The organism is Streptomyces sp. NPDC058691 (genome assembly GCF_042714775.1).
Taxonomy (GTDB): Bacteria; Actinomycetota; Actinomycetes; order Streptomycetales; family Streptomycetaceae; genus Actinacidiphila.
Genome location: NZ_JBHXSO010000070.1, coordinates 15,053 through 37,444, shown reverse-complemented (window position 1 = coordinate 37,444; position 22,392 = coordinate 15,053). Strand labels below are relative to the sequence as shown.

The 22,392-nt window shown below is 71.5% G+C and carries 18 protein-coding genes and 3 pseudogenes; 6 read left to right on the top strand and 15 right to left on the bottom strand.

Features of this window, described 5'->3' with window-relative positions; genetic code table 11:
* Positions 1-103: 103 nt before the first annotated feature.
* The 5 genes and pseudogenes from ACFWVC_RS33890 to ACFWVC_RS33870 form a co-directional block, all read right to left on the bottom strand.
* Positions 104-1,789, bottom strand: a complete 1,686-nt coding sequence (locus ACFWVC_RS33890; protein ID WP_384296620.1) for a ribonuclease J — start codon at positions 1,787-1,789, stop codon at positions 104-106.
* A 126-nt stretch (positions 1,790-1,915) separates the two neighbouring features.
* The gene (gene dapA / locus ACFWVC_RS33885; protein WP_384296619.1) at positions 1,916-2,824 is read right to left on the bottom strand and encodes a 4-hydroxy-tetrahydrodipicolinate synthase; all 909 of its coding nucleotides are present in this window, start codon (positions 2,822-2,824) and stop codon (positions 1,916-1,918) included.
* A gap of 168 nt (positions 2,825-2,992) precedes the next feature.
* Positions 2,993-3,442 (bottom strand): annotated as a pseudogene (thyX, locus tag ACFWVC_RS33880) (FAD-dependent thymidylate synthase); the annotation flags it as partial.
* 3 nt (positions 3,443-3,445) lie between these two features.
* A pseudogene (locus ACFWVC_RS33875) lies at positions 3,446-4,372 on the bottom strand (HNH endonuclease); the annotation flags it as partial.
* A pseudogene (locus ACFWVC_RS33870) lies at positions 4,352-4,666 on the bottom strand (FAD-dependent thymidylate synthase); the annotation flags it as partial. The pseudogenes ACFWVC_RS33870 and ACFWVC_RS33875, both read right to left, overlap by 21 nt.
* Positions 4,667-4,829: 163 nt before the next feature.
* On the opposite strand from ACFWVC_RS33870, the gene ACFWVC_RS33865 reads away from it, so the two are divergent.
* Positions 4,830-5,375, top strand: a complete 546-nt coding sequence (locus ACFWVC_RS33865) for a hypothetical protein (protein ID WP_384296618.1) — start codon at positions 4,830-4,832, stop codon at positions 5,373-5,375.
* Between the two features lie 477 nt (positions 5,376-5,852).
* The gene (gene argB / locus ACFWVC_RS33860) at positions 5,853-6,713 is read left to right on the top strand and encodes an acetylglutamate kinase (RefSeq protein WP_384296617.1); all 861 of its coding nucleotides are present in this window, start codon (positions 5,853-5,855) and stop codon (positions 6,711-6,713) included.
* A gap of 23 nt (positions 6,714-6,736) precedes the next feature.
* On the opposite strand, the gene ACFWVC_RS33855 is transcribed toward argB, so the two are convergent.
* From ACFWVC_RS33855 to eccD, 6 genes are all read right to left on the bottom strand, one after another.
* Positions 6,737-7,186 carry a hypothetical protein gene (locus tag ACFWVC_RS33855; protein ID WP_384296616.1) on the bottom strand — a complete coding sequence of 150 codons (450 nt, stop codon included), beginning with the start codon at positions 7,184-7,186 and terminating at the stop codon, positions 6,737-6,739.
* Between the two features lie 45 nt (positions 7,187-7,231).
* Positions 7,232-7,984 carry a 4-hydroxy-tetrahydrodipicolinate reductase gene (gene dapB, locus ACFWVC_RS33850; protein ID WP_384296615.1) on the bottom strand — a complete coding sequence of 251 codons (753 nt, stop codon included), beginning with the start codon at positions 7,982-7,984 and terminating at the stop codon, positions 7,232-7,234.
* Between the two features lie 62 nt (positions 7,985-8,046).
* Positions 8,047-9,423: a M16 family metallopeptidase gene (locus tag ACFWVC_RS33845; protein WP_384296614.1), complete on the bottom strand. Its 1,377-nt coding sequence runs from the start codon at positions 9,421-9,423 to the stop codon at positions 8,047-8,049.
* A complete protein-coding gene (locus ACFWVC_RS33840) occupies positions 9,420-11,669 on the bottom strand; it encodes a polyribonucleotide nucleotidyltransferase (protein ID WP_384296613.1) in 2,250 nt (749 codons plus the stop codon). The genes ACFWVC_RS33845 and ACFWVC_RS33840 overlap by 4 nt, the downstream gene beginning before the upstream one ends.
* A 292-nt stretch (positions 11,670-11,961) precedes the next feature.
* Positions 11,962-12,249, bottom strand: a complete 288-nt coding sequence (rpsO, locus tag ACFWVC_RS33835; protein ID WP_384296612.1) for a 30S ribosomal protein S15 — start codon at positions 12,247-12,249, stop codon at positions 11,962-11,964.
* 200 nt (positions 12,250-12,449) lie between these two features.
* Entirely contained in the window at positions 12,450-13,919 is a 1,470-nt protein-coding gene (eccD, locus tag ACFWVC_RS33830; RefSeq protein ID WP_384296611.1) for a type VII secretion integral membrane protein EccD, read from the bottom strand.
* Positions 13,920-14,216: 297 nt separating this feature from the next.
* On the opposite strand from eccD, the gene eccCa reads away from it, so the two are divergent.
* Positions 14,217-18,170: a type VII secretion protein EccCa gene (gene eccCa, locus ACFWVC_RS33825; RefSeq protein ID WP_384296610.1), complete on the top strand. Its 3,954-nt coding sequence runs from the start codon at positions 14,217-14,219 to the stop codon at positions 18,168-18,170.
* 63 nt (positions 18,171-18,233) lie between these two features.
* Here eccCa and ACFWVC_RS33820 read toward each other — a convergent pair whose 3' ends face one another.
* Positions 18,234-18,689, bottom strand: coding sequence for a hypothetical protein (locus ACFWVC_RS33820; protein WP_384296609.1), 456 nt, complete (start codon positions 18,687-18,689; stop codon positions 18,234-18,236).
* A 106-nt stretch (positions 18,690-18,795) separates the two neighbouring features.
* Entirely contained in the window at positions 18,796-19,188 is a 393-nt protein-coding gene (locus ACFWVC_RS33815) for a VOC family protein (protein ID WP_384296608.1), read from the bottom strand.
* Positions 19,189-19,256: 68 nt separating this feature from the next.
* On the opposite strand from ACFWVC_RS33815, the gene ACFWVC_RS33810 reads away from it, so the two are divergent.
* Positions 19,257-19,820 carry a GNAT family N-acetyltransferase gene (locus tag ACFWVC_RS33810; protein WP_384296607.1) on the top strand — a complete coding sequence of 188 codons (564 nt, stop codon included), beginning with the start codon at positions 19,257-19,259 and terminating at the stop codon, positions 19,818-19,820.
* Positions 19,821-19,854: 34 nt separating this feature from the next.
* On the opposite strand, the gene ACFWVC_RS33805 is transcribed toward ACFWVC_RS33810, so the two are convergent.
* Positions 19,855-20,373, bottom strand: a complete 519-nt coding sequence (locus tag ACFWVC_RS33805; protein ID WP_384296606.1) for a GNAT family N-acetyltransferase — start codon at positions 20,371-20,373, stop codon at positions 19,855-19,857.
* Between the two features lie 159 nt (positions 20,374-20,532).
* Here ACFWVC_RS33805 and ACFWVC_RS33800 point away from each other — a divergent pair, with 159 nt between their 5' ends.
* Together ACFWVC_RS33800 and ACFWVC_RS33795 are read left to right on the top strand one after the other, a co-directional pair.
* Positions 20,533-20,937, top strand: coding sequence for an SRPBCC domain-containing protein (locus ACFWVC_RS33800; RefSeq protein ID WP_384296605.1), 405 nt, complete (start codon positions 20,533-20,535; stop codon positions 20,935-20,937).
* Complete coding sequence (locus tag ACFWVC_RS33795; protein WP_384296604.1) at positions 20,934-21,632, top strand: alpha/beta fold hydrolase; 699 nt, start codon at positions 20,934-20,936, stop codon at positions 21,630-21,632. The genes ACFWVC_RS33800 and ACFWVC_RS33795 overlap by 4 nt, the downstream gene beginning before the upstream one ends.
* Positions 21,633-21,664: 32 nt before the next feature.
* Here the strand turns inward: ACFWVC_RS33795 and ACFWVC_RS33790 are convergent, their stop codons facing one another.
* A complete protein-coding gene (locus ACFWVC_RS33790; protein ID WP_384296603.1) occupies positions 21,665-22,390 on the bottom strand; it encodes a hypothetical protein in 726 nt (241 codons plus the stop codon).
* Between the last annotated feature and the right edge of the window lie 2 nt (positions 22,391-22,392).

The window sequence follows — 22,392 nt, the reverse complement described above, 5'->3', positions numbered from 1 at the left end:
TGTTTTGTTTGTTTTTTTTTTTTTATTTTTTTTTTGTTTTTTTCTTTGGGGGTGCGGGTGCGCGCCGAACCCGCCGCGGGCCCCCCCCGCTCCTGGTGGTGCGTCAGACCTCCACGACCACAGGCAGGATCATCGGGCGCCGGCGGTAGGTGTCGGAGACCCACTTCCCGACGGAGCGGCGGATGAGCTGCTGCAGTTGACGGACCTCGGCGACGCCGTCGGATGCCGCGCGGGCGAGGGACTCCTCGACCTTGGGGAGCACCGCGCCGAAGGCGTCGTCGTCGATGCCCGAGCCGCGGGCCTGGATGAACGGGCCGCCCACGAGCTTGCCGGTGCTGGAGTCCACGACGACGAAGACCGAGATGATGCCTTCCTCCCCGAGGATGCGGCGGTCCTTGAGCGAACTCTCGGTGATGTCGCCGACGGAGAGCCCGTCGACGTACACGTAACCGGCCTGGACCTTGCCGACGACCTTGGCGACGCCGTCGACGAGGTCGACGACGACACCGTCCTCGGCGATGACACAGCGCTCCTTGGGGATGCCGGTCGCCGCGCCGAGATCGGCGTTGGCGCGCAGATGGCGCCATTCCCCGTGGACCGGCATGAGGTTGCGCGGCTTGCAGATGTTGTAGAAGTACAACAGCTCGCCCGCGGAGGCGTGGCCGGAGACGTGCACCTTGGCGTTGCCCTTGTGGACGACGTGGGCGCCCCAGCGCGTCAGGCCGTTGATCACGCGGTAGACCGCGTTCTCGTTGCCGGGGATGAGCGAGGACGCCAGGACCACGGTGTCGCCCTCGACGATGCGGATCTGGTGGTCCCGGTTGGCCATGCGGGACAGCGCGGCCATGGGTTCGCCCTGGGAGCCGGTGCAGACCAGCACCACCCGCTCGTCCGGGATGTCCTCGAGCGTCTTGACGTCGACGACAAGGCCGTTCGGGACCCGGAGGTAGCCGAGATCGCGGGCGATGCCCATGTTGCGGACCATGGAGCGCCCGATGAAGGCGACCTTGCGGCCGCGTTCGTGGGCCGCGTCCAGGACCTGCTGGATGCGGTGGACGTGGCTGGCGAAGCTGGCCACGATGATCCGCTTCTCCGCCTTGGCGAAGACCTGCCGCAGCACCGGCAGGATGTCCCGCTCGTGCGGGATGAAGCCGGGGACCTCGGCGTTGGTGGAGTCCGACAGCAGCAGGTCGATGCCCTCCTCCGACAGCCGCGCGAACGCGTGCAGGTCGGTCAGGCGCCCGTCGAGCGGCAGTTGGTCCATCTTGAAGTCGCCGGTGTGCACGACCATGCCGGCCGGGGTCCGGATGGCGACGGCCAGTGCGTCGGGGATGGAGTGGTTGACGGCGACGAACTCGCAGTCGAAGGGGCCGATGCGCTCGCGCTGCCCCTCGGCGACCTCGAGGGTGTACGGCCGGATCCGGTGCTCGGCGAGCTTGGCCTCGATCAGGGCGAGGGTCAGCTTGGAGCCGATCAGCGGGATGTCGTCCTTCTCCCGCAGGAGGAAGGGGACGGCGCCGATGTGGTCCTCGTGGCCGTGCGTCAGGACGATGCCGACGACGTCGTCCAGCCGGTCACGGATCGACGTGAAGTCCGGCAGGATCAGATCAACTCCGGGCTGCTCCTCCTCGGGGAAGAGCACCCCGCAGTCGACGATCAGGAGCCGCCCCGCGTACTCGAAGACCGTCATGTTCCGGCCGATCTCGCCGAGACCGCCGAGTGGGGTGATCCGCAGGCCGCCCGTGGGCAGCGCGGGGGGTGGGCTGAGCTCAGGGTGCGGATGGCTCAAAGTATCTCCTCACCACACACGCCGCATCCCCCGGAGGAATCCCCCGGGGGCACGGGACGCGTGTGACATCGTGCTTTCTTCTGTCGGGTGCTTCTCATGGTCGATATTCAGTTTTTAAGTCTGTGGTTACAGCTCTACCCCGCCTGCGGCCAGATCTTTCTTCAGCTGTGCCGTCGCGGCCTCGCCGAGCGCGTCGAGGCCGACGAGCGGCAGTCGCAGCGGTCCGGCCGGAAGTCCCCGCCAGGCCAGGGCGGCCTTGGTGGTGATCACGCCCTGGGCGCGGAACATCCCGGTGAAGACGGGGAGCAGCTTCTGGTGGATCTCGGTCGCCTTGTGGACGTCACCGGAGAGATACGCCTCCAGGAGGGCCCGGAGCTCAGGGGTGACCAGATGTCCCACCACGGAGACGAAGCCGACGGCGCCGACGGACAGCAGCGGCAGGTTGAGCATGTCGTCGCCGGAGTACCAGGCGAGGCCACTGCGGCTTATCGTCCAGCTCGCGGCGCCGAGGTCGCCCTTGGCGTCCTTGTTGGCGACGATCCGGGGGTGCTCGGCGAGCCGGACGAGGGTCTCGGTCTCGATGGGAACGCCGCTGCGGCCGGGGATGTCGTAGAGCATGACCGGCAGGCCGGTGGCGTCCGCGACGGTGGTGAAGTGCCGGTACAGGCCCTCCTGCGGGGGCTTGTTGTAGTACGGCGTGACCGCGAGCAGGCCGTGCGCGCCGGCGCGCTCGGCCTGGCGGGCCAGTTCGACGGTGTGGTGGGTGTCGTTGGTGCCGACGCCGGCCACCACGAAGGCGCGGTCCCCGACGGCTTCCAGGACGGCCCGGACGAGCTGCTCTTTCTCCACGTCACTGGTGGTCGGGGACTCACCGGTGGTGCCGTTGACGACCAAGCCGTCATTGCCTGCGTCGACCAGGTGCGCGGCGAGCCGCTGCGCGCCGTCGAGGTCGAGAGCACCGTCCGCGGTGAACGGCGTGACCATTGCGGTCATGACCCGCCCGAAGGGGGTCTGCGAGGTGGAGGTCGGAGCCATGAGTCCAACGCTACTCGGTGCCGGTGGCGGGAGGGCCCCTCGGGACCTGCGAGGAGGACTCCGGCGCTGCCTGCTCGGGGGTTCAAGCAGCACCGGAATCCGTTTCTGCAGACTAGACGAACTGCAGGAAACCCGGCAATCGGAACATTCCGGATGAGTGGCGCACCGCTACGGTGCGATCCGGCCGTTCGCGTTGAAGGCACCGTGCGTGAGCGGCATGAGCTTCGCCCATTCGGCTTCCATCCGCTCACCCACCATCTCGATCTCCCGCTGCGGGAAGGACGGCACCTTGGCCAGCTCGTGCTGGGTGCGCAGGCCCAGGAAGTGCATCAGCGAGCGGGCGTTGCACGTGGCGTACATCGACGAGAACAGGCCGACGGGCAGCGTCGCCCGGGCCACCTCGCGGGCGACGCCGGCGGCCAGCATGTTCTGGTACGCCTCGTACGACTGCCGGTAGGAGGCCTCCATGGCCTCGCTGACCGCCTTGTGCTGCTCGGGCGACCCGTGCACGAACTCGTACTTCCCCGGCCGCCCCTGCTGCACCAGCTTGCGGTCCTCGCCGGGCACGTAGAAGACGGGCTGCAACTCGCGGTAACGGCCCGACTCCTCGTTGTAGGAGTTGTGCACGACGATGCCGTCGGCGAGGAAGTTGTGCCACGGACCCTCGACCGACAGGTCGTAGGTCATCTCCTCGCCGTCCTGCGCGATCGAGACGATCGGGTCGGGCAGGGCCGTACCGGTCACGGCGCCGTCCTGGGCGAGCGCCTGCTCCTCGCCGCTCTTGCGGGTGTGACACTCCTCGCACACCGGGGCCAGGTTGCTCTCGTCCAGGGCGAGGGCGAGGTCCGCGGCGACGGGGACACGGTGGTCCAGGGCCAGTTCCTCGCGAGGGAAGGAGCGGGCGCACAGGTGGCAGGTGCCGGTCTCGCCGATCAGGCGCTCGCGCTGCTGGGAGGTCCACACGCCGATGCCGCGTGCCAGGCCCGGGGGCACCGGCGGCCGCGAGGACTCCCGCTCGGGGCCCGCGCCCATGACGGCGTCGCCCACGGCCAGCTCGCCGGCCTTCGCCCAGCCCTCGGGCGTGAGGATTGCGTGGTCCACGGAGCAGCGCAGGACGCGGCCCGAGGACGTGGTGATCCTGAGCAGTTGCTTGACGCCCGACTCCATCACGTCGGTGATCCTGGCCCGCCGCGGCAGCAGCGTCTCCTCGTCGTAGCAGCGCACGTGGTTGCGGCGCACCGACTCCAGCGTGCGCAGCCGGGTGCCCGGGTCCTGCTCGCGGAACTCGACGACCGCGCTGTCGGCGGCCTCGCGGCTGTCGTACAGGCCGAGGTAGTGGCTCCGGTCCCCCCGGCGGACCTCGGCCCGCCAGCGGCCCGCCGAGGCGTGCCAGGTGACGCCGCCGGCGGAGGCCGGCAGCCGGTCCTCGTCGTCCAGGTGCCACAGGCGGTGCAGTTCCCCGATGCTCCTGCGGCGGAGGGTGCCGGCCTCGCTCTCCAGCGTGATCTCCGTGTCGCCGGCGAGGCACCAGCCGACCCGGTGGCGCATGAACTCGCGGAAGACGAAGATCGGGGCGCTCACGAAGAAGGTCATCGAGTTGTGCTCGAAGGGGCTGCCGTGGCGGTCCCGCATGAGGTAGTTGATCAGGCCCTTGGATCGCTCGGGGTCCTTGTTGATCTCCGCGAGGGACTGCTCGCCGGCGGTGGACACGCGAGCGGCCCACAGGACGTCGGAGTCCGAGGCACTGTGCTTGACGAGCTCGACGGTCACGTCGTCGCGGAACTGCACGGACTCTGCGGGCTCTGCGGACTCTGCGGAATCGTCGGCGGAGGTGTCGGTCACCGGGCGTCCTTCCTCTGGCGCTTTGGACGGCGACCAGCCTATTGGGCGGCGACCAGACCGCCGACAACACCGACAACACCCGCACGCGCCGCAAAGCGGCGCAAAGGCCGACGGCGGCCCACCAGCGGTGGCCCGGTCCGAGAGTCCCCTATAGCCTCACCGTGTGTCTCTGCCCTTCCTCGCCGCGGACAGCGGCCATGACGAGCACTCCGTTGACGCCGCTCTCCCCTACCGGTCCGTGGACCGGTGGAGGCGTCCGTACCGGCCGGGCCCCTGGCGGGTCGCGGCGGCGGCGCTGCTGCTGGTGCTCGCCTCGTACATGCTCTTCGCCGCCGTGGTCATGGGACTCGCCGGAAGCGGGTCCGGGGTGACGTGGACGGCCGGCGGTGCCGTGCTGGTGATCGCCGCCGCACTCCGGCTGCTGCGCGTGGGGTTCTGGGTGAGCGCGCGGGGGGTGCGGCAGGTCCGGCTGTTCCACACGGTGACGCTGTCGTGGGAGCGGGTGGCCTCGGTCCGCACGGTCCAGCAGCCGGTGAAGTGGCTCGCGATGCCGCGGACGGTGCAGGGCCAGGCGCTGGTGGTCACCCGGGCGGGCGGTGAGCGGCTGCGCCCGCTGCTGACCGACCACAACGCGGACTTCCTGGGCCGCACGGAGGCCTTCGACCAGGCGGCCGACGCCATAGAGGCCTGGGCCGCCGGGCCCCGCTAGGACGCCGCCGAGCCAAACGTCGCGCTGGGGGTCCGGTGCAGTCGCAGTCGGCCATCCGCTGGTTGCCACGCAACCGGGCTGCTGGACGCCGTACTTGACGATGCCGCACGGCCCCGACGCCCGCGGCCGCCACCGCACCAGGGGCTGCTGCGGCAGTGGTCGCGCGCGACCGGCGGGGCGGAGCCGGCCGGGGTGCCGGGTGATCGACGACCCGGAGACCGGCACCCCGTCGGTCGTGCCCGCCGCCCGGCGCATCGCCGCGATGTGACATCCACAACACGTCCGGCCGGGGCCGGGCCGACAGCCGGCCGTCATCGGACGTTTCCCTGAGCCTGTTACGTTCCGGCCCGGCCCGCCCGACGCCCCGGCGACGGCGCCCGGACGAGCCGACCCCGACGAGGACCTGGAGCGACTGGTGCACGGACCGTCCGGCCCCCCTTCCGACGCGTTCCCCCACGACGACCGTCCGGCCCGTCCGTGACCGCCCTCCTCGCCTCCGCTTCCCCGGCTCCCGCGCTGGAACTCCTGCGCGGCCGCACGGTGGTGATCAAGTACGGCGGCCACGCCATGACGGACGACGCGCTGCTCGCCGCCTTCGCCGACGACGTCGTGCGGCTGCGGTGTGCCGGGGTGCGGCCGGTCGTCGTGCACGGCGGCGGCCCGCAGATCAGCGCGCATCTGGAGCGCATGGGCGTGCAGGCCCGCTTCCTGGCCGGACTGCGGGTCACCACACCGGAGACCCTGGACGTCGTGCGCATGGTGCTCGCGGGCAAGGTGCAGCGCGAACTCGTCGGTCTGCTCAACCGGCACGGCCCGTACGCGGTGGGACTCACCGGCGAGGACGCGCACACCCTCACCGCGGTGCGCCGCTACGCCGAGGTCGACGGCGAACTCGTCGACATCGGGCTGGTCGGTGACGTGACCGAGGTCAACACCGGCGCCGTCGACGTGCTCCTGGACCACGGCCACATCCCCGTGGTCTCCCCCATCGGCCGCGGCACCGACGGCCAGGCCTACAACGTCAACGCCGACACCGCCGCGGGCGCGATCGCCGCCGCCCTGGGCGCCGAGTCGCTGGTCGTCCTGACGGACGTGCCGGGGCTGTACGCGGACTGGCCGCGCCGCGAGCGGGTGGTGGACCGCCTGACCGCCGACGAGCTGGAGACGATGCTGCCCTCGCTGGGCGGCGGGATGGGCCCGAAGATGCGTGGCTGCCTGCTGGCGGTCCGGTCCGGTGTCCGCTCCGCCCGGGTCCTGGACGGACGCGCCCCGCACGCGCTGCTGCACGCCCTGGCGGGCGGCCCTGACGGCGGCGGCACGACCGTGCTGCCGGGCTGACCCCGGCCCCCCTCAGAGCGTCGTCACGTCTGCGGCGCCCTGCCGCGCAGGGCGATCGCGCGCTGCATCGCCTTGCGGGCCCGCGGAGTGTCACGGGCGTCGTGGTAGGCGACGGCGAGCCGGAACCAGGTGCGCCAGTCCTCCGGCGCGGCCTCCGTCTCCGCCTTGCGCCGGGCGAACACCGCGTCCGCCGAGGACCGGTCGATCCGCCCGCTGGGGGTGCGCACCAACTCGTCCTCGGGCAGCCCGCCCTCCGCCTCCAGCTCCCTGGCCAGCCGGCCCGCGTCGCGCGCGAACTGGGTCGTACGGACCAGGAACCACACGCCGATCACCGGCAGGACGAGGACCGCCAGGCCGAGGACGACCGTGACCGGGCGGCCGTCCTGGATCAGCCACACGCCGCGCGCGCCGACCAGGGCGAAGTACACGACGAGGACGGCGGCGGTGACGAAGTAGGTGATCTTTGCGCGCATGGTGGGCGATCCGGCTCTCGGTCTCTGACTCTCGGTGGCGGACTCTCAGTCCAGGTCCATGAAGTGTTCCAGGCCGAAGGTGAGCCCCGGCGTGGAGACGACCCGCCGCACGCCGAGCAGGACGCCCGGCATGAAGGAGGCGCGGTTCATGGAGTCGTGGCGGATGGTGAGGACCTCGCCGGCGTCGCCGAAGAGGACCTCCTGGTGGGCGACGAGGCCGCGCAGCCGTACCGAGTGCACCGGGACCCCGTCCACGTCGGCGCCGCGCGCCCCGTCCAGGGCGGTGGCGGTGGCGTCCGGCTGCGCGCCGAGGCCCGCTTCACGGCGGGCGTCGGCGATCAGCTGGGCGGTGCGGGCGGCCGTGCCGCTCGGGGCGTCGACCTTGTCGGGGTGGTGCAGTTCGACGATCTCCGCGGACTCGAAGAAACGGGCGGCCTGGCGTGCGAAGCGCATCGTCAGCACCGCGCCGATGCCGAAGTTGGGGGCGATGAGCACGCCCGTGCCCGGGGCGGCGCCGAGCCAGCCGCGCAGGGTGTCCAGGCGCTCGTCGGTCCAGCCGGTGGTGCCGACGACGGCGTGGATGCCGTGCCGCAGGCAGAAGTCGAGGTTGCCCATGACCGAGCCGGGCGCGGTCAGTTCGATCGCGACCTGGGCGCCGTTCTCGGCCAGGGCCTCCAGCTTGTCCTCCCGGCCGATGGCGGCGACCAGCTCCATGTCCTCGGCGGCCTCGACGGCCTTGACCGCCTCCGTGCCCATACGGCCACGGGCCCCGATCACACCCACGCGGATTGTGCTCATCGTTCCTGTCCTTCGGTCGGTAGGGCTCGGTAGGGCTGGGTCAGGCCGGCTGGGCTCGCCGCTCAGGCGATGGAATCGTGCAGGCGGGCCACCTGCTTGTCCTTGAGCGGGCCTATGACGGCCAGCGAGGGCCGCTGCCCGAGCACGTCGCGGGCGACCGCGCGGACCTCCTCGGGGGTCACCGCGGCGATCCGCTCCAAGGTGGCGTCCACCGACATCTGCTCGCCCCAGCACAACTCGCTCTTGCCGATGCGGTTCATCAGGGCGCCGGTGTCCTCCAGGCTGAGCACGGTCGAGCCGGAGAACTGGCCGACGGCGCGCCTCAGTTCCTCGTCGCCGAGACCGTGCTCTGCGACCTTGTGGAGTTCCTCGCGGCAGATCTTCAGCACTTCGGGCACCCGGCGCGGCTGGCAGCCCGCGTACACCCCGAACAGGCCGCTGTCGGCGAAGGACGAGGTGTACGAGTACACGCTGTAGGCGAGGCCGCGCTTCTCGCGGACCTCCTGGAACAGCCGCGAACTCATGCCGCCGCCGAGCGCCGTGTTGAGCACGCCCAGCGCCCAGCGGCGGTCGTCGTGCCGGGACAGGCCGGGCATGCCGAGCACCACGTGGGCCTGCTCGGTGCGCCGTTCCAGCACCTCGACCCGGCCCTGGCTGCGCAGGGTCTTGCTGCCGCCGCGCGGCGACCGGGGCACGGCCTCGGGGTCGCGGAGCGCGCCCGCGTCCTCGAAGGCCCGGCGCACCTGCCGGACGACGGCCTCGTGGTCGATGTTGCCTGCCGCGGCGACGACCAGGTGCGTGGGGTCGTAGTGCTTCCGGTAGAAGCGGTGGACCTGGTCGCGGGTGAGGGCGTTGATGGTCTCGACCGTGCCGAGGACCGGCCGGCCCAGCGGGGAGTCGCCGAGCAGCGCGGTGGCGAAGAGGTCGTGCACCTGGTCGCCGGGGTCGTCCTCGGTCATCGCGATCTCCTCCAGGACGACGCCGCGTTCGGCGTCGATGTCCTCCTGGCGGATGAGCGAGCCGGTCAGCATGTCGGCGACCACGTCGATGGCGAGCGGCAGATCGGTGTCGAGGACGCGTGCGTAGTAGCACGTGTACTCCTTGGCGGTGAAGGCGTTCATCTCGCCGCCGACCGCGTCGATCGCGGAGGAGATCTCCAGCGCGCTGCGCCGGGCCGTGCCCTTGAAGAGCAGGTGCTCCAGGTAGTGCGTGGCGCCGTTCAGGGCCGGGGTCTCGTCACGGGAGCCGACGCCGGCCCAGATCCCGAAGGTCGCCGAACGCACGGTGGGCAGCGTCTCGGTGACGACGCGCAGCCCCCCGGGGAGGACGGAGCGGCGCACGGTGCCGATGCCGTCGAAGCCGGGGAGCAGGGTCTGCGTGCGGACGGCCCGCCCCTTGGTGGAGGGGCGGGCCGTCACGCGAGTGGAGCGGTCGGTCACTGCTCGGACGCGTCCTCGGCCTTGTCGTCGGCGGAGGCGTCGCCAGCGGCACCGTCTTCGTTGTCCTCGCCTTCGACGACGGGGATCAGCGAGAGCTTGCCGCGCTGGTCGATCTCGGCGATCTCGACCTGGACCTTGGTGCCCACGGGGAGGACGTCCTCGACGTTCTCCACGCGCTTGCCGCCGGCCAGCTTGCGGATCTGCGAGATGTGCAGCAGGCCGTCCTTGCCCGGGAGCAGGGAGACGAAGGCACCGAAGGTGGTGGTCTTCACGACCGTGCCCAGGTACCGCTCGCCGACCTCGGGCATCGTCGGGTTGGCGATGCCGTTGATCACGGTGCGGGCGGCCTCGGCGGACGGGCCGTCGGCGGCACCGATGTAGATGGTGCCGTCGTCCTCGATCGTGATCTCGGCGCCGGTGTCCTCCTGGATCTGGTTGATCATCTTGCCCTTGGGGCCGATGACCTCACCGATCTTGTCCACCGGGATCTTGACGGTGATGATGCGCGGGGCGTTCGGCGACATCTCGTCCGGAGTGTCGATCGCCTCCATCATCACGTCGAGGATGTGCAGACGGGCGTCGCGGGCCTGCTTGAGGGCCGCGGCCAGGACCGACGCCGGGATGCCGTCGAGCTTGGTGTCCAGCTGCAGCGCCGTGACGAACTGCTTGGTGCCGGCGACCTTGAAGTCCATGTCGCCGAACGCGTCCTCCGCACCGAGGATGTCGGTGAGGGTGACGTAGTGGGTCTCGCCCTCGATCTCCTGGGAGATCAGGCCCATGGCGATACCGGCGACGGGGGCCTTCAGCGGCACACCGGCGTTCAGCAGCGACATGGTGGAGGCGCAGACCGAGCCCATCGACGTGGAGCCGTTGGAGCCCAGCGCCTCGGAGACCTGGCGGATCGCGTAGGGGAACTCCTCGCGGGTCGGCAGGACCGGCAGCAGCGCCCGCTCGGCGAGCGCGCCGTGGCCGATCTCGCGGCGCTTGGGGGAGCCGACGCGGCCCGTCTCACCGGTGGAGTACGGCGGGAAGTTGTAGTTGTGCATGTAGCGCTTGCGCGTCTCGGGCGCCAGCGTGTCCAGCTGCTGCTCCATGCGCAGCATGTTCAGCGTGGTGACACCCAGGATCTGGGTCTCGCCGCGCTCGAACAGCGCCGAGCCGTGCACCCGCGGGATCGCCTCGACCTCGGCGGCCAGGGTGCGGATGTCGGTGACGCCGCGGCCGTCGATGCGGACCTTGTCCTTGATGACGCGCGCGCGGACCAGCTTCTTGGTCAGCGAGCGGTAGGCGGCGGAGATCTCCTTCTCGCGGCCCTCGAACTGCGGCAGCAGCTTCTCGGCGGCAAGGCCCTTCACCCGGTCCAGCTCGGCCTCACGGGCCTGCTTGCCGGCGATGGTCAGCGCCTGCTTGAGCTCGTCGGCGACGGCGGACTCGAGCGCCTCGAACACGTCGTCCTGGTAGTCCAGGAAGATCGGGAACTCGGCGGTCTCCTTGGCGGCCTTGGAGGCCAGGTCGGCCTGCGCCTTGCACAGCACCTTGATGAAGGGCTTGGAGGCGTCCAGACCGGCCGCGACGATCTCCTCGGTCGGCGCCTCGGCGCCGCCCTCGACCAGCTTGATCGTCTGGGTGGTGGCCTCGGCCTCCACCATCATGATCGCGACATCGCCGTCCTCGAGGGTGCGGCCGGCGACGACCATGTCGAAGACGGCCTCCTCCAGCTCGCTGTGCGTCGGGAAGGCGACCCACTGGCCGCGGATCAGCGCGACGCGGACGCCGCCGATCGGGCCGGAGAAGGGCAGGCCCGCCAGCTGCGTGGAGCAGGAGGCGGCGTTGATGGCGACCACGTCGTAGAGGTGGTCGGGGTTGAGCGCCATGATCGTCGCCACGACCTGGATCTCGTTGCGCAGGCCCTTCTTGAAGGACGGGCGCAGCGGGCGGTCGATCAGGCGGCAGGTGAGGATCGCGTCCTCGGAGGGACGGCCCTCACGACGGAAGAAGGAACCGGGGATCCGCCCGGCCGCGTACATGCGCTCCTCGACGTCCACCGTGAGGGGGAAGAAGTCGAGCTGGTCCTTCGGGTGCTTCGAGGCGGTGGTGGCCGACAGCACCATGGTGTCGTCGTCCAGGTAGGCCACGGCCGAGCCGGCGGCCTGACGGGCCAGACGGCCCGTCTCGAAGCGGATCGTACGGGTGCCGAAGCTGCCGTTGTCGATCACGGCTTCGGCGTAGTGGGTCTCGTTCTCCACTATGGGGATTCTCCTCTTTCGTGCCGCCGGGCGTCTTCCCGGTGGCCGTCGGTGGAGGGGCGTCCCGCCGGGCCGGTCTTCGATCGAAGCCACCGGGACGTACGTGCTGCCCGGGGGCCACTACCGAGGACCGGCTCTGGTGGCGTTTAGGAGGACGCTCCCTCCGCATGCTCTATGGCGTTGTGTATGGGACCAGCCTACAAAGCTTCGGCCCCGCTCTCGCGCCCAGCGCGGTTCTCCACGTACGCCAAGGGAGCGGCCCCCGGACGGGAACCGCTCCCTCTAAGGCGACTCAGCGGGCGCCGGCCGCGCCGCGGCGGATGCCGAGGCGCTCGACGAGCGCACGGAAGCGCTGGATGTCCTTCTTGGCCAGGTACTGCAGCAGGCGGCGGCGCTGGCCGACCAGGATCAGCAGACCACGACGGGAGTGGTGGTCGTGCTTGTGGGTCTTGAGGTGCTCGGTCAGGTCCGAGATGCGGCGCGAGAGCAGCGCAACCTGGACCTCGGGGGAGCCGGTGTCGCCCTCCTTGGTGCCGAACTCGCCGATGATCTGCTTCTTCGTCGCGACGTCGAGCGACATGCGGTCTCCTTGTGGTCGGTGCCTTCGAGCGCCCCTGGTCTGTGTCACAGGGGAATCTGCGATGACTCGGAAGGCGGGACGCGCCGCACGGGGGCGGACGCATCGGTTACACAGAGTACCACCCCGGGCCCGGTGCGATGTCCGGGTCCGGGGCGGTGGGCAACCGGGGGCGGTCGGGTGCGCCCGGGTAGGGCGGGGGCTCAGCCGCTGGTCATGCCGCGGGCCTCGTTGTAGAGGTCGAGGACGGCGAGGCAGATCGGGATCAGCGACAGCAGAACCGCGGCCTCGGCCAGGTCCAGCAGCCGGCCCCAGAACGGGGTGACGCCCTTGCTCGGGACGACCAGCGCGATCGCGACGAGGAGTGCGGCCCCCAGGGCCACCGCGGCCGCCAGCCACACGGTGCGGATGTCGAGCGAGGAGTGGTTGCCGCGCAGCAGGTCGGTGAGGATGTCCGCCGGCAGGTTGAGCGCGAGGCCGATGACCAGCAGGCCGACGGTGACGACACCGGCGACCATCAGCGTCACGACCTGTGACGTGTAACGGAACAGCCGCGCGCGCATCAGCGTCGCCAGGCCCATGACCAGCGCGAGCAGCTGCGCCCAGGCGCTGTCGGAGAAGCCCAGCACGACGCCGGCGGAGCCGACGATCGCGGCGGCACAGCCGGCCACCAGGCCGAGCAGCAGCTCATGGCCGCGGCGGGCCTGGTTGGTGATCCGCTCGAAGTCGACCGGCTCCTCCTCGCCCTGCCGCTCTGCGTCGCCGCGGTGCCGGCCGGCGACCTGGTCGGGCGAGCGGAAGCCGATCGGCAGCCGCGCGAAGCGGGCCGACCAGCCGGGCAGGAAGCCGACCACGGCGATCATGACGACGGCGGTGACGGCAGCGGCCTCGCGCGGCGCGGCCTCGGTGAGGATCGCCACGAAGGTGGCCAGCGTGCCGACACCGGCGGTGAAGGACGCCGCGACGAACGGCGCGTCACCCTGCGGCAGCAGCAGCACGAGCAGGACGGACGCGATCAGCACCACGACGCAGCCGATGAGGAAGTGCAGCCGGCCCGGGCCCTCGCCCTTGGCCACGCCCATCACGCCGGAGCCGGCGACCAGGAGCAGCGGCAGCGAGGCCAGACCGAGCGCGACGGCGGAGTGCCGGTCGTCGTAGACCCGCGCGCGCACGCCCGCCAGGGCGACCAGCACCAGGCCCGTGGCGCCGGCGAGGATGCCGGGCAGGCCGTGCATGTCGTGCTTGACCGGCTCGGAGAACCACAGCACGAAGGCCATGAGGGCGAGCAGCACGACGCCGGCGGTGAGGCCGACGGCGCGCATCATGGCGTCGTTCCAGCTGCGCCGGTCGGTCTGGACGGCGGCGGCCACCGCGTCGACCACGTCGTCGAAGACGGCCGGCGGCAGCGAGTCGGCGAAGGGGCGCAGGAGAAGCAACTCGCCGTCGTGCACGCGCTGTTCGGCAAGCGAGAGGGTGCCGTCGAGCACCCTTCCGTCCCTGCGGACCAGGTTGTACCCGGTGGGCGCGGCTTCTTCCGGGGTCTGGCCCGACAGGCGCAGGATCTCCGGATGGATGTCGGAGAGCGGCACGTCCTCCGGGAGTGCCACGTCGATGCGGCTGTTCGGCGCCGCCACCGTGACTCTGCAGAAACCGGTTGCTGAGACCGTGCTCACCTGGAGTTGTCCCCCTCGTCCGGTGGTGGGTGGTTTGGGGTGGCGTCCACGCGGCCGTCCAGGGTCGGACCCCCGTCCGCGCTTCGCGATCCGTCACACTACCCCGTGGCCCAAGTCCCTTGTCCCCCAACCGCCCCACTGCCTCTGGGCTGTCATGCCCAGTAGGATCGCCACCTGCCTGTGGTCCCATGCCCGGCCCCCGAGGGGGGCCGGTGCGCGACCAGGACGCGTCATACGGGGGACCGTCGCCACGGGGGCGGCCCGAAACTGCGATTCGCGTGAAGGACTGGTGCATCGGTGAGCGTGGTCGTCATCAAGCGCCCGCCGCGGGTATACCCGCCGGAGGTGCCGAGTGAGGAGGTACGGCTCGTAGCCCCGCCCGAACTGCCGCGCGGCGAGGACCAGGGCCTGCTGATGAACCTGCTGCCCATGCTCGGCATGGGTTCGTCGGCGGCGTTCTTCTTCCTGCCCACGGGGAGCGGGGGCTCCGGCGGGTTCATGAAGATCATGGGTGTGCTCATGATGGGTTCCACCCTCGCGATGGTGGTGGCCCAGATCGTCCGCTCCCGCAAGGGCCCTTCCGGCCAGATGGCCGAGGCGCGCCGCGACTACCTCAAGTACCTGGCGCAGGTGCGGCGCGGGGTCCGCAAGACCGCCCGCAAGCAGCGGGACGCACAGTATTACCTGCACCCCGCTCCCGAGCAGTTGTGGGCGCTGGTCGCAGAGGGCTCGCGGGTGTGGGAACGCCGCGCCTCCGACGGGGACTTCGCGCAGGTGCGGGTCGGACTCGGACCGCAGCAGCTGTCCACCCCGATCGTCGCGCCGGAGACCGCTCCGGTGGACGAACTGGAGCCGCTGACCGCGCACTCGATGCAGCAGTTCATCGCCGCGCACGGCTCGCTGGACAACCTGCCGCTGGCGGTGGGGCTGCGCTCCTTCTACCACGTGACGATATCCGGCGACCCGGACACCGTGTACGGCCAGACCCGGTCCGTCGTCGGCCAGTTGTGCTCCCTGCACTCGCCCGAGGACCTGGTCCTCGCCGTGGTCGCGGCGCCGGGCGCGCAGTCGGAGTGGGAGTGGACGAAGTGGCTGCCGCACGCGCAGCACAAGGACCAGGACGGGGCCGGCTCGCGCCGGCTGGTCTGCGGCGACCTCGGCGAGGCCGAGGCACTGCTCGCCGACGAGCTGGACGGCCGCCCGCGCTTCAACCGCGACGGCCAGACGGTGCTCGACCAGCCGCACGTGGTGATCGTGCTCGACGGCGGCGGCGTCCCCGCGGACTCGGTGATCGCCTCGGCCGAGGGCCTGCAGGGCGTGACGATCCTGGAGGTCGTCCCCGGCGAACTCGACGAGATGCGCGGCTCGCTGTCGATCCAGGTGTGGCGGGACCAGCTCTACCTGGAGGCCGGCGCGGGCACCTTCGTGGGCACTCCGGACGTGCTGTCCCCGGTGCAGGCCGAGTCGCTGGCGCGGCAGCTGGCGCCGTTGCGCCTGGGCGCGGCCGACGCCGACGAACCGCTGCTGGCGAACCTGGACTTCACCGATCTGATGGGGATCGGCGACGCGTCCTCCGTGGACGTCTCGCGGACCTGGCGGCCGCGGACCCTGCACGAGCGGCTGCGCGTGCCGATCGGCCTGGGCGAGACCGGCGAAGCGGTCATGCTGGACGTCAAGGAGGCCTCGCAGGAGGGCATGGGCCCGCACGGCCTGTGCGTCGGCGCCACCGGTTCCGGCAAGTCGGAGCTGCTGCGCACGCTGGTGCTGGGCCTGGCGGTCACGCACTCCTCGGAGACGCTGAACTTCGTCCTCGCGGACTTCAAGGGCGGTGCGACCTTCACCGGCATGGGCACCATGCCGCATGTGTCGGCGGTCATCACCAACCTCGCCGACGAGCTGACCCTGGTGGACCGCATGCGCGACTCCATCACCGGTGAGCTGACCCGTCGCCAGGAACTGCTGCGGCAGTCCGGCAACTACGCCAACATCACGGACTACGAGAAGGCCCGCGCGGCCGGCGCGGCCCTGGACCCACTGCCGTCACTCGTCCTGATCATCGACGAGTTCTCCGAACTGCTCGCCGCCAAGCCCGACTTCATCGAGATGTTCATCCAGATAGGCCGCATCGGCCGGTCGCTGGGCGTGCACATGCTGCTCGCCTCGCAGCGCCTGGAGGAGGGCAAGCTGCGCGGCCTGGACACCTTCCTGTCGTACCGCATCGGTCTGCGCACCTTCTCCGCGGCCGAGTCGCGCACGGCGATCGGCGTGCCGGACGCGTACCACCTGCCCAATGTGCCCGGCGCCGGCATCCTGAAGTACGGCACCGACACGATGGTGCAGTTCAAGGCCGCGTACGTCTCGGGCGCCTACCGCGCGCCGGGCACGCGGACGGCCGGCGGGGCGCGCATCGACCGCTCCCCCGTGCTGTTCACCGCCGCGCCGGTGCCGGTGCGCATCCTCACCGAGCCGGAGCCGCAGGCGCGCTCTGGCGGCCAGGTGGACGACGCTCTGGCCGACACCGTCCTCGACGTGATCGTCGGCCGCCTGGAGGGCCAGGGCCCACCGGCCCACCAGGTGTGGCTGCCGCCGCTGGACGAGCCGTTCAGCGTCGACCAGTTGCTGCCGCCGCTGACCGTGAGCGCCGAGCGCGGCCTGCACGCCGACGGCTACACGGCCACCGGCAAGCTCACGGTGCCGGTCGGCCTGGTCGACAAGCCCTTCGAGCAGCGCCGTGACGTGATGTACGCCGACCTGTCGGGCTCCGGCGGTCACGCGCTGGTCGTCGGCGGCCCGCAGTCCGGCAAGTCCACGCTGGTGCGCTCGCTCATCGCGTCCTTCGCGCTGACCCACACCCCACGGGAGGTCCAGTTCTACGCGCTGGACTTCGGCGGTGGCGGCATGCTGGCCCTGGACGGGCTCGCGCACGTCGGCGGGGTCGCCTCGCGGCTGGACGCGGAGAAGGTCCGCCGCACCGTCGCCGAGGTGCACGGCATCCTCAACGCCCGCGAGGAGTTCTTCCGCAGCAACGTCATCGACTCGATGAACACCTTCCGCTCCCGGCGGGCGGCGGGGCACTTCCCGGACCAGCCGTGGGGCGACGTCTTCCTCGTCATCGACGGCTGGGGCACGTTCAAGACCGACTACGAGATGCTCGACCCGGTCATCAACGACATCGCCGCCCGTGGCCTCGGCTTCGGCATCCACCTGATCGTCACCGCCACCCGCTACACCGAGATCCGGCCCGCGCTGCGCGACCAGATCCTCAGCCGGCTGGAGCTGCGGCTCGGCGACCCGATGGAGTCCGAGTTCGACCGCCGGCGCGCGGAGAACGTGCCGGTCGGCAAGCCCGGCCGCGGCCTGTCCCCGGAGAAACTGGACTACCTGGCGGCGCTGCCGCGCGTCGACGCCTCCTCGTCGGTGGAGGATCTGTCCGAGGGCATGGCGCAGTTCGTCGCCCAGGTCAACTCCGGCTGGCCGGGACCGGTCGCGCCGAAGGTGCGGATGCTGCCGACGATGCTGCCGTCGACCGAACTCCCCAAGGGCGGGGACTTCTCCGACCGCGGCATCGCGATCGGCGTGGACGAGCTCACGCTCTCCCCGGTGTTCGTGGACTTCGAGACCGATCCGCTGATGGTGATCTACGGCGAGAGCGAGTCCGGCAAGTCCTCGCTGCTGCGGCTGATCGCCAAGCAGGTCAGTGAGCGCTACGAGTCCGGCAAGGCGCTGTTCGTGGTCTCCGACTTCCGCCGGGCGCTGCTCGGCCAGGTGCCGGAGAGCCACATGTACAAGTACTGCGCCTCCGGCCCGCAGTTGCAGGAGGTCATGGAGTCGCTGGCCGGCTCGATGGGCCGGCGGATGCCCGGCCAGGACGTGACGCCCGAGCAGCTGCGCAACCGCAGCTGGTACACCGAGCCGGACGCCTGGGTCTTCGTGGACGACTACGACCTGGTCGCGACCTCGATGGGCAACCCGATGCAGGTGCTGATGGAGTACCTGCCGTTCGCCCGCGACCTGGGCCTGCGCATCATCCTGTCGCGCAGCACCTCCGGGGCCTCGCGCTCCTCGTTCGAGCCGTTCCTCACCCGGACCAAGGAGCTCGGCGCGACCGGGATCATCCTGTCCGGGGACCCGGCCGAGGGGCCCGTCTTCGGCAACACCAAGGCGAGCAGGCTGCCTCCGGGGCGGGCGCAGTTCCTCACCCGGCGGCGCGGCAACCAGCTGATCCAGACGGGCTTCCTGCCGGAGAGCTGACGGCGGGCGGTACCGAGGCGGGGCGGGCCGTGCGCGGGGCATAGGGCCCGCGGGCGCGGCGGCTCAGTCGCGCCGGGTGGGCGGGCGGTAGGCGGGCGGGATGTCGCGGGGGTCGGCGGGGCGGGCTTCGGACCCGTCCTGGCCGGGCCGGCCGTTCTGGTCCTTCTGGTCGTCCGGCTGCCGGTCCTGCTGGTCGCGCTCCTGCTGCTCCTGCTGTTCCTGCTGCTCGAACCACCGCTCGGCGCGCTCGCGCGCCGCGGCGCGGTCCTCGGGCGTCATCTGCTGGTCGATCCGGTGCAGTTCGGCCATGCGGTCACCGACGGCACCGCGCCAGGCGGCGGAGTCCAGGGCCTCGTTCATGCCGAGGCGCCCGTTCAGGACCTCGCGCGCCATGTCCTTCAGCGGACCGGTCACGTTCGGGTTGCCGGCGAGCGTCCTGAGCGCCTTGTGCAGACGGCGGGCCTGCTCCGGGTCGGCGGCGACCTCCATCAGCTCGAAGTCGCTGATCTCCTTGCTCATCGGCTCGGTTCCCCCGGTCGTATGCGTCGCGAGAAGGGTGTGCAGGCCATCGTGCCACTGCCCGGGACGCCACGACCATGACCCCGTCGCTCCGGGGACGGGCGTTTCAGGAAGCGCCGGAGGACGGCTCGAAGGACGTGTCGATGACGCAGAAGCGGTTGCCCTCGGTGTCGGCGAGCACGACGAAGTCGGGGTCCTGCGGGTACAGGTCCCAGTCGACGCGCTCGGCCCCCAGTGCGATCAACCGCTCCACCTGCGCCGCCTGATCGGCGGCGTCCTCGGCGTACAGATCTAGGTGGACGCGCGGGTGCTCCTGGACGGGGGTCCCGCTCCGGCCCAGGGCGATGCCGGGGCCGCCGCCGGAGGCGGGGACCAGCACCGTCCAGTCGTCGTCCCCGGCGTCCCCGTCACGCGGCACATAGCCGAGTGCCGCACTCCAGAAGGCCGCGGCGCGAGGTACGTCCGCGGCGCCCAGCACGATCGTCCCGATGGTCAGCATGAAGTGATGATGACATTGGCCACCGACAGCGCCCTCGAACGCCCGGAACCGCTGCCACGATGAGCGACATGACCCTTCCGCCGACCCGCGGGACGCCCGGAATCCGCGTTGCCGTGGCCCACACCGCGGACCTGGACACCGCAGCCCTGGGCGCGGCGCGCGCCCTGCTCGTCGAGGCCTTCGACGGCGACCTCGACGACACGGACTGGGAGCACTCCCTCGGCGGCATGCACGCGCTGGTGTGGGAGGGCACCGATCTGATCGGGCACGCCGCCCTCGTCCGGCGCCGCGTGCTGCACACCGGGCGTGCCCTGCGCACCGGCTACGTCGAGGGCGTGGGCGTGCGCGCGGACCGGCGCGGGCACGGCCACGGCGCCGCCATGATGGACGCGCTGGAAGGCCTGGTGTGCCGCGCGTACGACCTGGGGGCGCTGGCCGCCGCCGACGGTGCCGGGGGCTTCTACGCGGCCCGCGGCTGGCGGCCGTGGCGGGGGCCGACCTCTGTGCTCACTCCGTCGGGCGTCGTACGCACCCCGGAGGACGACGACTGCGTGTACGTGCTGCCGGTGACCGCGCCGCTCGACCTCGCCGGTGACCTCGTGTGTGACTGGCGGGACGGCGACGCCTGGTAGACGGCGGCCGTCGGTACTTCAGTCCCCCGGCCCTTCAGCCGGAACCGGTGAGTTCCAGCCGCCAGTCGTTGCAGCGGATGGGGTTGCCCGCCGGGTACTCGAAGTCGCACTCCTCCACGAGCGTGAAGCCGAGCCTGCGGCAGATCGCGTTCGAGGACGGGTTGTCGACTTTGGGGTACGCGTGCAGGGAACGCGGCACGCTCCCCGTAGCCGCCGTAGCCAGCCCGATGACCTCCCGCCCGGCCGCTACCGCGATGCCGCGCCCCTGGTACTCCGGCAGGACGCTCCAGCCCGTCTCGTACACCGTCTCGCCCCGCCAGATCCGCTCCCAGTACCCGATGGTGCCCACCGGCTCACCCGTGGTCGGCAGCACGATGCGGAACATTCCCCCGCCGCTCTCGCCGCCCTGCAGCAGATACCGCCGGTGTCGCGCCTGCACCTGCTCCTCGGTCTCCGGGCCGCCCAGGTGCGTCATCATCTCGGGCGCGTTCGTGCGCCGCAGCAGGGCGAGATCCTCCTGCCCCCACGGCTCGATCCGTACCCCGACCGTCATCCCCGGCTCCCCTCGTCGCTCGCATCCGATGAGATCACGAGGGTCGGACATCAGGGTGCGACGCGACCGATGAGTCCGGGTCCCGGCGCCGGTCTGCCCCATCGTGAGAACGAGTGCGGCACACGCACTCCGCCGCCGTACCGAGGAAGGCATGCCTCCATGAACGACATCACCATCACCCGGGTCTTCGACGCGCCGCGCGCCAAGGTCTGGAAGGTGTGGACCGAGCGCGAGTACTTCGCCCAGTGGTTCGGCGCCCCGCTGCCGACCGTGGTCTGCGACGTACGCCCCGGTGGCGCGTGGAGCGCCACCGTCACCACCCCGCAGGGCGAGATGCCGCTGGGCGGCACCTACCGCGACGTCGTGCCGCACGAGCGACTGGTGTGGACGATGGGCGCCCCCGACGGCAGCGAGGTCGTCCTGGACGCCACGTTCACCGACCACGGCGACAAGACCGAGGTCGCCCTCCACCAGGCCGGCATTCCCGACGAACATCGCGCCGCGACCGAGGCCGGCGCCCACCACATCCTCGACAGCTTCGCCTCCGTCCTGGCGAAGGCGTGACGACCACGACCTACGCGCTGATCCCCGGGGCGGGCGGCGACAGCGGCTGGTACTGGCAGCTCGTGGTGGCGGAGTTGCGCCGCCGGGGCCACGAGGCCCTTGCGGTGGAACTCCCCGCCGCCGACGACTCGGCGGGGCTGGAGGAGTACGCGGACGCGGTCGCCGCCGGCGTCGGCGACCGCGCGCACCTGGTGCTGGTCGCCCAATCCATGGCCGGCTTCACCGCGCCACTGGTCTGCGACCGCCTCAAGGACCGGGTCGACCTGATCGTCCTGGTCAACGCGATGATCCCGGCCCCCGGCGAGACGGCCGGGGACTGGTGGGCCAACACGGGCCAGCCGGAGGCCCGGCGCGCCCTCGACCTCGCCGAGGGCCGTCCGGCGGACGCGGATTTCGACCCCCTGGTCACCTTCTTCCACGACCTGCCGCAGCCCCTGGTGGACCAGGCCCTGGCCCGGGAGCCTCGCCAGTCCGACACCCCGTTCGGCGACCCCTTCCCGCTGCCCGCCTGGCCGGACGTGCCCACCCGCGTCGTCGTCGGCCGCGACGACCGGCTCTTCCCCGAGGCCTTCCAGCGACGCGTCGCCCGCGACCGCCTCGGCATCGACGCCGACGTCCTGCCGGGCGGTCATCTGGTGGCGCTGAGCAACCCGGTGGGCCTGGCGGAGCTGCTGGTGCGCTATCGAACACACTGAGGCACGGCATCGGCTTCACACGGGAGCCGGCGTCACGACGGAGGCAGATGGCTCCCCGAGCGGAGTACGGCCTGGGCGTAGGCGATGCGGACGTCCAGTCGCCGTGGATCGAGGTCGTACACCGCGGTGCTGATGCCCCGTCGATCCAGCGCGGTGCCCGCGCCCGCCGTACGCCACCTCGTGCGCCGCGGGCCGTCGAGATCGACGGGGTCCGAGCCGCCGACCAGCGAGTACACCAGTTGGACGAGCCACAGGGGGAACCAGATCGGAGCGAGCAGCAGGTAGAACGTCCACGCGTACCAGGAACCGGCCTTGCCCACGGCCGGCGGTGAACCGTCGGCGGGCCGGATCGTCCAGCGGGTGCGTCGCGGCCAGGGCAGGACGCGGCCGGGACGGCGGCTGACGCGGGCGAGCGGCGCGCCCTCGGGGGTGTGCACCTCGTACTCCGCCCGCCCGACGGGGCGCACGACGCACAGCGGGCCGCCGTCCGACCCGCCGTGGATCCACAACGCGGCGGAGGACCCGGTGCCCGGGTTCTGCGGCACAGGCGACGCAGGCGATTGGTAGACGTACGCCAAGGCCGCGCCGTCACCTCGTCCGCCCGGCTGCCTGATCGCCAGGACCGGCCAGGATCCCTGTCGCTCCGGGTCGGCGGGGCCGGGCGGGGAGACCTGGAACACCAGCCGGGAGGCGGACCCGGGTGCGGAGAACGGCGTCTGATGAGCCGGGGCGGACCACCCCGGGTGACTGTTGCTCACGG

Coding starts and splice junctions, on each gene's coding strand:
- dapA (WP_384296619.1), bottom strand. CDS start 2,824: ATGGCTCCGACCTCCACCTCGCAGACCCCCTTCGGGCGGGTCATGACC.
- ACFWVC_RS33855 (WP_384296616.1), bottom strand. CDS start 7,186: ATGCGCGCAAAGATCACCTACTTCGTCACCGCCGCCGTCCTCGTCGTG.
- dapB (WP_384296615.1), bottom strand. CDS start 7,984: ATGAGCACAATCCGCGTGGGTGTGATCGGGGCCCGTGGCCGTATGGGC.
- rpsO (WP_384296612.1), bottom strand. CDS start 12,249: ATGTCGCTCGACGTCGCGACGAAGAAGCAGATCATCGGCGAGTTCGGC.
- ACFWVC_RS33820 (WP_384296609.1), bottom strand. CDS start 18,689: ATGAGCAAGGAGATCAGCGACTTCGAGCTGATGGAGGTCGCCGCCGAC.
- ACFWVC_RS33815 (WP_384296608.1), bottom strand. CDS start 19,188: ATGCTGACCATCGGGACGATCGTGCTGGGCGCCGCGGACGTACCTCGC.
- ACFWVC_RS33810 (WP_384296607.1), top strand. CDS start 19,257: ATGACCCTTCCGCCGACCCGCGGGACGCCCGGAATCCGCGTTGCCGTG.
- ACFWVC_RS33805 (WP_384296606.1), bottom strand. CDS start 20,373: ATGACGGTCGGGGTACGGATCGAGCCGTGGGGGCAGGAGGATCTCGCC.
- ACFWVC_RS33800 (WP_384296605.1), top strand. CDS start 20,533: ATGAACGACATCACCATCACCCGGGTCTTCGACGCGCCGCGCGCCAAG.